Source organism: Acinetobacter sp. GQ146 (genome assembly GCF_059758585.1).
Window position 1 is genome coordinate 559,288 of record NZ_JCAXDV010000002.1, and the last position, 13,119, is coordinate 572,406.

Sequence of the window (13,119 nt, forward strand, 5' to 3'; positions counted from 1 at the left end):
GCGCAACTTTTATGCTATTTCGTGTGTAATGACCCAGCTACGTTTTTTTCAATATGGCCTGATTGGCTTACTCGGCTTGAGCCTTGCAGCGTGTGATAAAACTGCCACCAAACCACCTGTAACCACGCCAGTCCAAGCCCGGGAACCTGTTATCGCGATTGCACTTGGTGGTGGTGGGGCCAAAGGTTTTGCACATATTGGTGTACTTAAAGTGCTTGAATCACATGGTATTAAGCCAAAAATTGTGACAGGAACCAGTGCAGGCAGCTTCGTGGGCAGTATTTACGCCAGTGGAAAAACGCCATATCAATTACAACAACTCGCTCTTCAACTCCAAGAGTCTGACCTACGTGACCTAACGCTCAGCAGCCAAGGCATTGTGCTCGGGCAGAAATTGCAAGACTACGTCAATAAAAATGTCAGCAATAAACCAATTGAAAAATTCCCGATCCGCTTTGCCGCGGTTGCCACCCGTTTGGACAATGGCAAGAAAGCCGACTTTATTATGGGTAATGCAGGTCAGGCTGTGCGGGCATCGTGCAGTATTCCGAATGTGTTTGTACCGACCACCATTCGTGGCACCAAATATGTCGATGGCGGCTTAGTCAGCCCCATTCCAGTCACCACGGCCAAAGCCATGGGGGCCGATATTGTGATTGCCGTTGATATTTCTGCCCGTCCAGTCGGCAATAAACCACTAAATATGTGGGGACTGCTTGATCAAACCATCAATATTATGGGGCAACAGAGCATTAATGCCGAATTAAATCAGGCCAATATCGTCATTCAGCCCAAAGTCGGCCATGTAGGTACACTTGATTTAAAAGCCAGCAATCAATCCATCTTAGAGGGTGAAAAAGCCGCCCAACTTAAAATCAAGGCCATTCAAGGGGCGATCAGTAATTTTAAAAAATCACCAGCCGCCTTTAAACCTGCGCCCAAAGCCAAATTCTAAATAAACACTTTTTTAATTTTCATCATCTTAGACATCTGATACAGTGAATGGTGCGTCTTTTATCATCACCATTCACTAACAGAATACACGAGTAGATGTATGGAATTTGTTTTTGAACCTTGGCATTGGTTTGTCCTCGGTGTTGTTTTAATGCTGTCCGAATTGATCATTCCTGCTTTTGCCGCATTATGGTTTGGTATTAGCGCCATTTTAGTGGGCATTATCTTTTGGCTTTTCCCATCGCTCAGCCCAATCTTCCAATTGGTCTTATGGATTATTTTGTCCATTCTCTGCACTGTCGCTTGGTTTCGCTTTGTTAAACCACTTTCGATTGATAAAACACAAGCGGGACTTTCACGCGAAGCCACCATCGGCCAAGTCGGCATGGTAATTCAGGTCAATATGGAACATGAGCAAATCAGAGTTCGGTTTCCTATGCCAGTTTTAGGCTCAGATGAATGGAACTGCCGCACACTTAGCAGCGTTAATGTCGGTGATCGAGTGCGCGTGGTCGATATTCTGGGCAATGACCTTGTGGTTCAACCACATCGTTCCAATAATGACAATCAATAAAAGCGAGTAAACTTATGTCAGCGGGATCTATTATTGTTATTGCGTTGCTGGCCTTTGTCGGCATCACGATTTTTAAAGGGGTACGTATTGTTCCTCAAGGCTACAAATGGATTGTGCAACGTTTAGGTAAATATCATATTACCTTGAGTCCAGGGCTAAACTTTGTCATTCCCTATATTGATGATGTGGCCTATAAAGTCACCACCAAAGATATTGTTTTGGATATTCCTTCACAAGAAGTGATTACCCGTGACAATGCCGTGTTATTGATGAATGCGGTGGCCTATATTAATTTAACCACGCCTGAAAAAGCCGTGTATGGCATTGAAAACTACACTTGGGCAATTCAAAATCTCGTTCAGACCTCGCTGCGCTCGATTGTCGGTGAAATGGATTTGGATGATGCCCTGTCATCACGTGATCACATTAAAGCCAAGCTTAAAGCTGCGATTTCCGACGACATTGCCGACTGGGGCATTACCTTAAAAACCGTTGAAATTCAAGATATTCAACCTTCGCAAACCATGCAGTCTGCGATGGAAGCGCAAGCCGCTGCGGAACGTCAACGTCGTGCGACCGTGACCAAGGCCGATGGTGAAAAGCAAGCTGCTATTTTAGAAGCGGATGGTCGCTTAGCAGCGTCTCGTCGTGATGCCGAAGCACAAGTGGTTTTGGCAGAAGCTTCGCAACGTGCCATTGAAATGGTTACATCGGCTGTGGGAGATAAAGAAATTCCTGTGGCGTACTTACTTGGCGAGCAGTATGTCAAAGCCATGCAAGAAATGGCCAAATCCAACAATGCCAAGACCGTGGTCTTGCCTGCCGACGTGTTAAATACCATTCGCGGTGTTATGGGTCGTAACCCTTAATTCCGATAAACAATTTCTGATTAGCTTTCAAAGCAATAGGCAGTTTATGACTGCCTATTCTTTTTTACAGAACAAAAAAAACAGAAAACATTGTGAATTTATGTTTAAATCGCGCCCTTGTTTTTAGGATATTGTTGGCTTTTTGTAATTTTTTACATTTTAAAAGCCATTTTTCAGTTTGTGATTTGACTCCCAAGGATAAGCGTATGAGTTCACTGAATCCGACCTTAATCACTTTTTTCTTCTATATCATTGCCATGGTTTTTATCGGCCTCATGGCATATCGTGCAACCACCAATTTTGATGATTACATTCTCGGTGGTCGTAGTCTAGGAAGCTTTGTAACTGCACTTTCTGCAGGTGCATCCGACATGAGTGGTTGGTTACTCATGGGCTTACCGGGTGCCATCTTCCTTTCTGGTTTATCTGAAATGTGGATCGGCGTTGGTTTAATTATCGGGGCTTGGCTCAACTGGCTTTTGGTTGCGGGTCGCCTACGTGTACACACCGAAGTGCAATACAATGCTTTAACCCTACCAGACTATTTTTCAAATCGTTTTAACGACCATAAAAAAGTCCTGCGTATTGTCTCTGCATGCGTCATTTTAGTGTTCTTTGCAATTTACTGTGCCTCAGGCATGGTTGCAGGCGCACGTTTATTCGAAAGCATGTTTGGAATTTCTTATACAACCGCGCTTTGGGTGAGTGCAATTGCCACCATCAGCTACGTATTTATTGGTGGTTTCTTAGCAGTGAGCTGGACCGATACCATCCAAGCTACACTTATGATTTTTGCTTTAATTCTCACCCCAATCGTGGCTGTACTCAGCTTTAGCGACACCCAAGAATTAACGCTGGCGCTAGAAGCTGCACGCCCTCAAGCGATGAACCTGTTTGGGGATTTAAGTGTTGTCGCGATTATTTCGCTAATGGCATGGGGTTTAGGCTACTTTGGTCAACCGCACATTCTGGTGCGTTTTATGGCAGCCGACTCTGTGAAATCAATTCCGAATGCACGTCGTATTGGCATGGCATGGATGATTTTCTGCCTTGCGGGTGCGGTTGCTGCTGGTTTCTTCGGGATTGCTTACTTCCAACAGCACCCCGAATTGGCGGCTGCTGTGAATGCCAACCCTGAAACGGTATTTATTGAATTAACCAAAGTGCTGTTTAACCCATGGGTAGCGGGTATTGTCTTGGCTGCAATCTTAGCCGCAGTCATGAGTACCTTAAGCTGTCAGCTCTTGGTGTGCTCAAGTACCTTAACTGAAGATTTTTATAAATCATTCTTGCGCAAAAATGCCTCACAAAAGGAATTGGTTTGGGTCGGTCGTCTGATGGTACTGCTGATTGCCATTCTTGCAATTTGGATGGCGGGTAATCCAGATGCGAAAGTTCTTGGCTTAGTGGCATATGCATGGGCGGGCTTTGGTGCTGCGTTTGGTCCATTAATTATTCTGTCTTTGTTCTGGAAACGCATGACCTTGAAAGGTGCTTTAGCAGGTATGATTACTGGTGCAATGATGGTTATTCTCTGGAAAAACCTGTTCAGTGCGACTGGCATTTATGAAATTATTCCAGGCTTTATCTGTGCAAGCATCGCGATCGTGGTGGTGAGTTTAATGGATAAACCCCCTGCGAAAGACATTACTGAACGCTTTGAACAAGCGGATACATTGTACAAATCATCGCACTAATGTGCGTAAAAAAACTCTATATTGCCTACGGGCGATATAGAGTCTTTGAGTTCAAGACCTGAGTGCTCGGTTCAGAAAGAGTCAGGGCAGCGGGTTAAAACTGACGCGACAATAAAAACTGAGAAATCTGTTCTAATTCTTGAGCCTGACCTTCAAAGTAATGAAGTGCAGCAAATGCCTGATCATGTAAATCTTGGGCATAAGCTTGGGCCTGCTCTAGTCCCATTAGCGCAGGATAGGTCGACTTCTCGACTTGCTCATCCTTCCCTGCAGTTTTCCCCAGTTGTTCGGTATTGGCAATAATATCTAGAATGTCATCTTGGACTTGAAAGGCGAGACCAATATTTTGGCCATATTGGCGTAATTGCGGAATTGCGGGATCTATACCCGGAAAAATGGTGACCGCAGCCATCATAATGGCCGCTGTAATCAACGCCCCTGTTTTATTACGATGAATATTTTCTAGCGCCTCTTGATCGATGTGCTTGCCTTCGGCCTGTAAATCCAAAACTTGCCCACACACCATTTTTGACGAAGCCGTCGCCAGAATTTGCATCTGTTTTAAAACGATCGATGCCTCTACCGCTTCACCTTGATCGAATAGACGGCTGCCCAAAACCTCAAAGGCCATTGACTGTAAAATATCCCCAGCCAAAAGTGCGGTGTCTTCGCCATACGCCACATGACAAGTGGGTTGACCACGACGTAACTGGTCATTGTCCATGCAGGGTAAATCATCATGTGCCAAGGAATAACAATGAATCAGTTCGACTGCGACCGCAGCACGACGCACAGCGGCACGATGTTGATTGGGACGAATGGCTGCAGTTGCATAACATAAGGCTGGACGTACACGTTTTCCGCCCAACATCACGGCATGATGTACTGCACTTTTTAACGGCTCAGGTAAAGAAAAAGCCTGTAATGCAGCAAGGAGATCTTGCTGAATCTGCTGTTGCGCTTGTTGCAACGTATTATTTTGTACGTCGGTTAAAGATGACACATTCGCCTCGCGTATTTTCGCTAAACAGATCCATGAGGATGCTGTTTAACCATCAAACTTTGGATTGGCTGTGATTGTACGCTAAATGCGAATTTCGCCATACACCCAAATCCCAATTAGATCAAAGTTAATGCTCTACAATCCACACCCTGCTCAAAATCAAGCATCCCACCAGAGGTCGTGTGAGAGTGAATGTCTTACAGCATTCGGCTTGGTCCAATAAAGATGAGCATGCCTTGGGAGATGACTTAACCACATGCAGCACCACGGCAACAGACGGATTTGAGTGGATACGAATAGCAATCGGTATGATTGGTGTAGTAGACACAATTTTTGCGCGAACTTTTCGCACAATACAGGGCTTGATCCGCCAGTTCATACAAACGACGTGCGAAGAGGAATTCCGCGGTATGCGCCACCCCCACCGAAATCGAAAACTCGTTTAAGCACTGACCATGAAAATCTTGCCCCAATGCTTCAACAGCTTGACGATATTGCTCGGCTTGGATACAGCCCTGTTCTAAAGTCGTATTCGGCAACAAAATCGCAAATTCCTCGCCACCAACCCGATAAATATTCTTTGCCACCTCCACCGCACTCACATTCAATAAGGTTTTTGCCATGGCCTTTAAGGCATCATCTCCTAGGCTATGCCCATAGCAATCATTAATTTGTTTGAAATTATCCACATCAATCAGCAGGAGTGTCAGTTCCTGAATCTCATTTTGTGCCAAGCCCTGCAAATAGTGCTGCAACTTCAAATCAAATGCTCGGCGATTGGCTAAGCCGGTCAAATAATCCTTTTCACTGATACGACGCAACTCATGGTTACGTGCCTCTAACTGCATTTGATTCTGTTTTAAATCGGAAATGTCTGAACTGCACAAAAGTAACGATTCAATTTCACCATTTGGAGCACAGTTCGGTTTTACGACAATCCAGTAATAACGCCCCTCCATTTGATATTCAAACGGTTCCACAGGCAAGCCCTGCTTAAAGCGCAGCAAATTTTGCTCAAAGACCTGAAAGCATTGTGGTGAAAACTCGGCAATGTTTTGCCTCTGCATCTGTTCTACCGAAACAGCAAAGCATTCTGCAAAAAAACGATTGGCGAAAAGAATTTCTCCCGATGGTTTAAGCAATGCTGTCGCCAAAGGCAGTGAATCCAAGACTTCATGTGCATCAAAGTCACTGGTATTTTGAGTCGAATGAGCAACCATAATATTTACATTTTTTCAGGTTAAAGCTACGCAAAATGCTATCAAAATTAGAATGTCAAAATATCTAATAAATTACGAATAGTTTATGAAAATAAAATATATACAAATTTAAGATTTATATATTCATTTAAATGCATAAGACATAAAAAAAGCCCTTATCTTGCGATAAGAGCTTGTTATTTAAATTTCTTTTAGGAGGGATTATTTGAGACAGTCTTCGGGTACACGCACCCAGCCTTCCATTAATACCCGCGCACTCCGGCTCATGATGGCTTTTTTCACCTGCCACTGACCCTGTGCAAATAAGGCCTGAGCACCAACTCTTAAAGTCCCTGATGGATGACCGAAACGTACTGCTTCACGTTCACCCCCACCCGCAGCCAAATTCACCAAAGTGCCTGGAATGGCGGCAGCCGTTCCAATTGCAACAGCAGCGGTGCCCATCATGGCGTGGTGCAGTTTACCCATCGATAATGCACGAACCAATAAATCGGTATCGGCTTCCGTAATCGCTTTACCACTCGAAGATACATAGGCTTTAGGCTTGGAAACAAAGGCGATCTTAGGCGTATGCTGACGCTTTTCTGCTTCAGAAATGTCTTGAATAATCCCCATCTTTAGAGCGCCATAAGCACGAATGGTTTCAAAACGGGCTAAAGCGGCTGCATCACCATTAATCGCATCTTGCAGTTCAGTGCCGGTATAGCCAATGTCTTCGGCATTTAAAAAGATGGTCGGAATACCTGCATTAATAAAGGTTGCAGGGAATGAGCCAATATTCGGCACCTCCAAAGTATCCACCACATTGCCTGTTGGGAACATGGCACCACCATCTTCACCATCATCCGCAGGATCTAAAAATTCAATTTGAACTTCTGCAGCTGGAAAAGTCACGCCATCTAATTCAAAGTCACCGGTTTCTTGAACCTGACCATTGGTAATCGGCACATGGGCAATAATGGTTTTTTCAATATTCACCTGCCAAATACGCACGGTGCAAATACCATTTTCAGGAATGCGTTCCGCATCGACCAAACCATTAGAAATCGCAAACGAACCGACCGCAGCCGTTAAATTACCGCAGTTACCACTCCAATCCACAAAAGGTTGATCAATCGAAACTTGTCCAAACAGATAATCCACATCGTGATTGGCTTGAGTGCTCTTGGATAAAATCACGGTTTTACTGGTACTGGAGGTTGCTCCACCCATTCCATCAATTTGTTTAGCATAAGGATCTGGACTGCCAATCACGCGCAGTAAAATTTGATCACGAATTTTACCTGGTACTTGAGCCGCTTCAGGTAAGTCATCGCGCTTAAAAAATACACCCTTACTGGTACCACCGCGCATATAAGTGGCTGGAATTTTAATTTGTGGTGCGAAACTCATGGCTTGTTCATCCTTCCTGATTCTTTGTTTTGGCGTATTTGCTCAATTTCAATCGTACTCATCATACTGCTTTTTATGAAAAAATTTGGCGTTGCAGGACTTAAGTATAAAAAAACAACGCTTGATCATTTTTTTCACAGCAGGCAGAACGTTAGAGTCATTTTTTAAATAAATCTAAACAATTGATTCATCATTCGATTTTATATGCAAAGAAACAATTCCCCCTAGTTAAATTATTTGACCGTTGGTTCATCTACTAGGCTAAGTGTAATCAATCCTTTACAATCCCTATACATTCATCGTCGGGCTGAGAACTTTGAACAATAACTCTTCACAACTTCAGCGTGGCTTAAAGAACCGTCACATCCAACTTATCGCCATGGGTGGCGCAATTGGTACAGGCTTATTCTTAGGTTCCGCACAGGTTATTCAATCTGCAGGTCCATCCATCATTTTAGGTTATGCCATTGGTGGTTTAATTGCATTTTTGATTATGCGTCAATTAGGGGAAATGATTGTCCATGAACCAGTTGCTGGTTCATTTAGTCATTTTGCTTATCGATATTGGGGGAAATTCCCTGGCTTCCTAGCTGGATGGAATTACTGGATTCTCTATATTTTAGTGGCGATGACCGAGCTGACGGCTGTCGCTAAATATATTAATTACTGGTGGCCTCACATCCCTGCTTGGGCTTCTGTACTCTTCTTCTTTATTGTCATTACGCTTATTAACCTTGGCAATGTGAAGTTTTATGGAGAATCAGAGTTCTGGTTAGCAATTATTAAAGTTGCTGCTGTCATTTCCATGATTGTCTTCGGTTTATACTTATTATTTACCGCAGATGCTACCTCTACAGCGTCTTTTAGTAACCTTTGGACTCATGGTGGATTCTTCCCGAATGGTTTTGAAGGCTTATTTTATATGCTGGCTTTCTTGATGTTCGCCTTTGGTGGGATTGAGTTGATCGGGATGGCTGCAGCAGAAGCGAAAGACCCTGAAAAAACTATTCCTAAAGCCATCAACCAAGTCGTTTTTCGTATCCTGATTTTCTATGTGGGTTCATTGACCATTCTCTTGTCTTTGGTGCCTTGGAATCAGCTTGATTTAGGTGGTTTGGACAAAAGCCCATTCGTGATGATCTTTAGTCAAATGGGAATCCAATGGGCGGCACATTTACTGAATTTCATTATTTTGACCGCAGCACTTTCTGTATATAACAGCGGGATGTATGCAAATAGCCGTATGTTGTTTGGTTTAGCGGAACAAGGAAATGCGCCAAAAGTTTTCTTGAACGTGAACAAACAAGGGGTGCCTATTCCAGCTGTGCTGTTCTCTGCATTATTAATTTTCGGTTGCGTACTATTAAACTACTTCGTTCCTGAAGATGCATTGGGTCACTTGATGTATGTGGTTGTCGGTGCATTGGTTTTAAACTGGGCCATGATTAGCTTGACCCACTTAAAATTCCGTCAAGCGATGAAAGCGACGGCAACACAAACCAAATTTCCTTCATTGTGGTCTCCGCTAAGTAACTATTTGGTACTGATCTTTATTGCGACAGTGCTTTACATTATGTGGACGCAAGGCTTCAAAGAATCTGTACTCATGCTTCCAATCTGGGTTGTACTGATGTGGATCTTCTTTAAAATGATTAAACCAAGCAAGAACTAAATCGTTTATTGCTTAGGAAAGAAGTTATTGTTTCGGCAATAACTTTTTTTTTGCTTTAAAATCAGTTACATTATTTGCGCTTGGCGCTCTTAGCTTAACTGGATAGAGCAGTTGCCTCCTAAGCGACCGACGTGGGTTCGAGTCCCGCAGAGCGCGCCATCCATTTATTATCATCGACCAAGCTTGGCTTTCTCAGTATTTAGACCGAGCTACCCGTGATCTGTTTTTTTCTCAGCCCATTGCATGGCAAATTTTACTGGCTATCGTAATTAATGCGGCTAACGAATAATGATCAACCCTTAGCTTTGTTATTAATACACAGCCTTGAGGTAAGCGTTCCAAGGTCAAGACTGCTCTCCCTTGCACAAAAAAAAAGATTAGGGACAGATTCGAGATCGTTTTCTATTCCTACTCAGCAACATGGAGCAGCTATTCAGATTTGTACAGAACAACCTATTTCGCTAGGCTTATTCATGCACAAATCTCTGAATAACTACTTTTTCAATTAAAATCGAACGATGAATTTACCGGTATTTTCACCTTTAAATAACTGGATTAAACCATCCGGTAAGGCTTCAAAACCTTCGATCATATGGGTCTTAAATTTAATCTTACCCTCTGCAACATAACGACCCAGCGTAGACATGGCTTCATCGCTAATGCCCACATAGTCCGTCACAATAAAGCCCTGCACGCTTAGACTTTTAAGGTTGATATCCACCCAGCTTGGTCCTTTGGTTGGCGTGTCATTGCTGTAGTCTGAAAGTACGCCACATACGATGACTTTACCATAGCGATTTAATTGTTTAAAAATTACCTCTTGAATTGGACCGCCCGTATTTTCATAGAAAACATCGACACCATTAGGTGCAGCGGCAAGAAGCTGTTCTTCTAAATTGTCAGACTTGTAGTTAATGGCTGCATCGAAACCCAATTCCTCAACTAACCATTTGCATTTTGCATCCGAACCTGCAAAACCAACTACACGCAGCCCCTCAGCTTTGCCCAGTTGGCCTACCAATGAGCCAACTGACCCAGCAGCACCCGTCACAACTAGCGTGTCACCTTTTTTCGGTTTTCCGACTTTCATCAGACCAACATAAGCCGTTAAGCCTGTGAAATAAAAAATTGATAATACCGCTTCAGGAGACAAGGCGGCATCTACAACATTCATTTCTTCATGCCCCAGCACATATTCACTCCAGCCGGTAATTCCCACCACCTGTGCATCTACTGGATATTTTGGATTCAGTGACTCGACAACAGTACCAACACCATATGAGCGCATAACTTCGCCAATTTGTACTGGAGGTAAGTAGCTGTCTTCACGCTGTTGCAGCCAAGTACGCATGGCTGGATCTAATGACATATGTGTCTGCTTGACCAGAAACTCTCCGTCTTTCAAAACGGGTTTTGGCAATGCCACCAAATCAAAAATATCTTTTGAAATATGACCCTGAGGGTACTTTGCTAATTTAAATGCCTTATAACTCATCTTCTTTCCTGAATATCATTCTGTATTTTCATACCGTTAAGTTGCAGCTATTTTGAATAGTGCATATTTTTTTCAGACACTTTGTAAAAGTGCTGAATCCTAATGAAGTATCACAAACTACAAAATAGTGAAGATGACCGATGAAGAAACCACTCGAATGAATGGTTTCTTGATATTTATTGCTGTTCTGTACTTGCAAGCGAGAATGCAATTACAATGCATTAACAGCATAAGAGTCTGAAAATAAATAATTTATGCAAAAATTAGGCTGTCTTTTCTCAAATATCGTAAAAATGGTGCTTGCTTGCCGCACTGAACAACAAGATGGTTGAAGCCATTGCGGTTCATCATTTTCAAATGCAGGCCATGCAAAGCTTCAGCAGTGTTCCTGAGCAACAAGTTTTTTCAGCTTGCTTCGCCCTATCGCATGCAAACGCGATGATTGCTCAAAGCAGAACATTGTCTTCGGACTTAGCCAGCATGAAGCTAAGGGGTTCGAGTGTCCAAAGGTATATACCGTAGTAGACACGGTTTGACCCATTTATAAAGCACTTAAGTCCTTCAATTTAAAACAGATGCTCTTAGACTTCCCAAGCTAAAGATCCATCGAACTGGTTTTTAGCCTGATGCTGATGTCTCCCAAAGTTAAATATCTGTCTCATAAGGTCAAGTTTAATTTTGCTCAAAGGTTAGTATAAAAAGAAGAATACAAAAACTGCGACATGGAGCCGCAAAAATGCAAATGGAATATGATGTAGTCATTATTGGTGCAGGTTTGTCTGGAATTGGTATGGGATGCCAGCTTGTCCAACAAAATCCAAATAAATCATTCACAATTTTAGAACGCCGCCAAGCACTGGGTGGAACATGGGACTTGTTCCGCTACCCAGGTATTCGCTCTGATTCTGACGTAATTAGCTTTGGTTTTAAATTCAGTCCGTGGAACAGTAATAAAGTTCTGGCTTCAGGTGAATCGATTAAAAAGTATCTTGTCGAAACCGCAGAGAAGTTTGGCGTGAATCAAAAAATCCGTTATGGGATTAAAATACTTTCTGCAAATTTTTCTACGCAAACCAACCGCTGGACGGTAAATGCGATTGATGAGTCAAATAATGAAGCTTGCCAATTTACGTGTAATTATCTTATTACTGCAACTGGTTACTATAATCACGATCAAGGTTATACGCCAAAGTTTGAGGGTGTAGAAAACTTTAAGGGGCAATTTGTGCATCCACAGCACTGGCCTGAAAACTTGGATTACCGCAATAAACGTGTGGTGGTTATTGGTAGTGGTGCAACAGCCGTCACTCTGATTCCGGCTATGGCGAATGATACTGCGCATATCACCATGCTTCAGCGTTCACCAAGTTACGTGATTAATGTCCCAAATACCGACAAATGGGTGGATGCTTGCCGTAAAGTGTTATCGGAAGAACTGGTCTATAAAATCTTCCGTAAGCGAAATATTTTTATGCAGCGCGGTATTTACAAGGTCTCTAAACGTTTCCCTAAACAAATGCGCTCGTTCCTGCTTTCAGGAGTACAAAAAGCTTTGGGCGATGACTATATGTCACACTTTACCCCGAAATATATGCCTTGGGATGAGCGTTTATGTGCCATTCCAGACAACGATTTGTTTGATGTGATTCGTGATGGCAAAGCGTCTGTCGTGACCGATCAAATTGAACGCTTTACTGAGAATGGCATTTTACTCAAATCAGGACAAACCCTGGAAGCCGATATTATTGTGACTGCAACTGGTCTTGAGTTACAAATGTTGGGTGGTATTCAAATTTCGGTGGATCAAGAGTTAATTCAACCCAATGAAAAAATGAGCTATCGTGGTGTCTTGATTGAAGATGTACCGAATTTTGCTTATTTATTTGGCTATACCAATGCCCCTTGGACCTTAAAAATTGATTTAGCGTGTGATTATATCTGCCGCCTAATCAATGAATTGGATATTCGTCAAGTGCTCGCGGTCAAAGCTGTTGCACCGGTCAATGAAAAAACTGAGCACAGTATTGTACATGGTATGCAGTCTGGTTATGTTCAGCGTGGTGACTGGGTCTTGCCGCGTCAAGGAAAGTCGGAAGATTGGTTTGTCAGTCACAATCTGGAAAAAGATAAGACGATGTTCAGCCAGCCGATTGATAGCCCGCATTTAGTCTGGCTAAAAAAAAGCGAACAGCAAAATAAAGCAAAGGCTAAATCTAAAGCAGCTTAAGTCGTGAGTGACTGTG

Annotated in this window: 10 protein-coding genes and 1 tRNA gene; 7 read left to right on the forward strand and 4 right to left on the reverse strand. The window is 43.0% G+C overall.

Features of this window, described 5'->3' with window-relative positions; all coding sequences use genetic code 11:
- Positions 1–28 precede the first annotated feature (28 nt).
- The 4 genes from AC6CHI_RS05900 to putP all read left to right on the forward strand — a co-directional run bounded on the left by AC6CHI_RS05900 (position 29) and on the right by putP (position 4,094).
- Entirely contained in the window at positions 29–955 is a 927-nt protein-coding gene (locus AC6CHI_RS05900) for a patatin-like phospholipase family protein (protein WP_498119999.1), read from the forward strand.
- A 99-nt stretch (positions 956–1,054) separates the two neighbouring features.
- Positions 1,055–1,528: an NfeD family protein gene (locus AC6CHI_RS05905; protein ID WP_498120000.1), complete on the forward strand. Its 474-nt coding sequence runs from the start codon at positions 1,055–1,057 to the stop codon at positions 1,526–1,528.
- A gap of 14 nt (positions 1,529–1,542) precedes the next feature.
- Positions 1,543–2,397, forward strand: a complete 855-nt coding sequence (locus tag AC6CHI_RS05910; protein WP_458891176.1) for an SPFH domain-containing protein — start codon at positions 1,543–1,545, stop codon at positions 2,395–2,397.
- Positions 2,398–2,603: 206 nt separating this feature from the next.
- The gene (gene putP / locus AC6CHI_RS05915; protein WP_498120002.1) at positions 2,604–4,094 is read left to right on the forward strand and encodes a sodium/proline symporter PutP; all 1,491 of its coding nucleotides are present in this window, start codon (positions 2,604–2,606) and stop codon (positions 4,092–4,094) included.
- 94 nt (positions 4,095–4,188) lie between these two features.
- Here putP and AC6CHI_RS05920 read toward each other — a convergent pair whose 3' ends face one another.
- The 3 genes from AC6CHI_RS05920 to prpF form a co-directional block, all read right to left on the reverse strand.
- Positions 4,189–5,097, reverse strand: coding sequence for a polyprenyl synthetase family protein (locus AC6CHI_RS05920; protein ID WP_498120004.1), 909 nt, complete (start codon positions 5,095–5,097; stop codon positions 4,189–4,191).
- 248 nt (positions 5,098–5,345) lie between these two features.
- Positions 5,346–6,317: a sensor domain-containing diguanylate cyclase gene (locus AC6CHI_RS05925; RefSeq protein ID WP_498120005.1), complete on the reverse strand. Its 972-nt coding sequence runs from the start codon at positions 6,315–6,317 to the stop codon at positions 5,346–5,348.
- A 201-nt stretch (positions 6,318–6,518) separates the two neighbouring features.
- Positions 6,519–7,709 (reverse strand): 2-methylaconitate cis-trans isomerase PrpF, encoded by a 1,191-nt coding sequence (gene prpF, locus AC6CHI_RS05930; protein WP_498120006.1) that lies wholly within the window; start codon positions 7,707–7,709, stop codon positions 6,519–6,521.
- Between the two features lie 316 nt (positions 7,710–8,025).
- Between prpF and AC6CHI_RS05935 the strand changes: the two genes are divergently transcribed.
- Positions 8,026–9,381, forward strand: coding sequence for an amino acid permease (locus AC6CHI_RS05935; protein ID WP_458891171.1), 1,356 nt, complete (start codon positions 8,026–8,028; stop codon positions 9,379–9,381).
- A gap of 83 nt (positions 9,382–9,464) precedes the next feature.
- Positions 9,465–9,540, forward strand: a tRNA-Arg gene (locus AC6CHI_RS05940).
- Positions 9,541–9,886: 346 nt separating this feature from the next.
- On the opposite strand, the gene AC6CHI_RS05945 is transcribed toward AC6CHI_RS05940, so the two are convergent.
- Positions 9,887–10,876 carry an NADP-dependent oxidoreductase gene (locus tag AC6CHI_RS05945; protein ID WP_498120007.1) on the reverse strand — a complete coding sequence of 330 codons (990 nt, stop codon included), beginning with the start codon at positions 10,874–10,876 and terminating at the stop codon, positions 9,887–9,889.
- 736 nt (positions 10,877–11,612) lie between these two features.
- Here AC6CHI_RS05945 and AC6CHI_RS05950 point away from each other — a divergent pair.
- Complete coding sequence (locus AC6CHI_RS05950) at positions 11,613–13,103, forward strand: flavin-containing monooxygenase (protein WP_498120008.1); 1,491 nt, start codon at positions 11,613–11,615, stop codon at positions 13,101–13,103.
- Positions 13,104–13,119 lie beyond the last annotated feature (16 nt).

What these genes read in the sequence shown, in the direction of transcription:
- AC6CHI_RS05925 (WP_498120005.1), bottom strand. Translation starts at nt 6,317, where the DNA reads ATGGTTGCTCATTCGACTCAAAATACCAGTGACTTTGATGCACATGAA.
- putP (WP_498120002.1), top strand. Translation starts at nt 2,604, where the DNA reads ATGAGTTCACTGAATCCGACCTTAATCACTTTTTTCTTCTATATCATT.
- AC6CHI_RS05905 (WP_498120000.1), top strand. Translation starts at nt 1,055, where the DNA reads ATGGAATTTGTTTTTGAACCTTGGCATTGGTTTGTCCTCGGTGTTGTT.
- AC6CHI_RS05945 (WP_498120007.1), bottom strand. Translation starts at nt 10,876, where the DNA reads ATGAGTTATAAGGCATTTAAATTAGCAAAGTACCCTCAGGGTCATATT.
- AC6CHI_RS05900 (WP_498119999.1), top strand. Translation starts at nt 29, where the DNA reads ATGACCCAGCTACGTTTTTTTCAATATGGCCTGATTGGCTTACTCGGC.
- AC6CHI_RS05910 (WP_458891176.1), top strand. Translation starts at nt 1,543, where the DNA reads ATGTCAGCGGGATCTATTATTGTTATTGCGTTGCTGGCCTTTGTCGGC.
- prpF (WP_498120006.1), bottom strand. Translation starts at nt 7,709, where the DNA reads ATGAGTTTCGCACCACAAATTAAAATTCCAGCCACTTATATGCGCGGT.
- AC6CHI_RS05950 (WP_498120008.1), top strand. Translation starts at nt 11,613, where the DNA reads ATGCAAATGGAATATGATGTAGTCATTATTGGTGCAGGTTTGTCTGGA.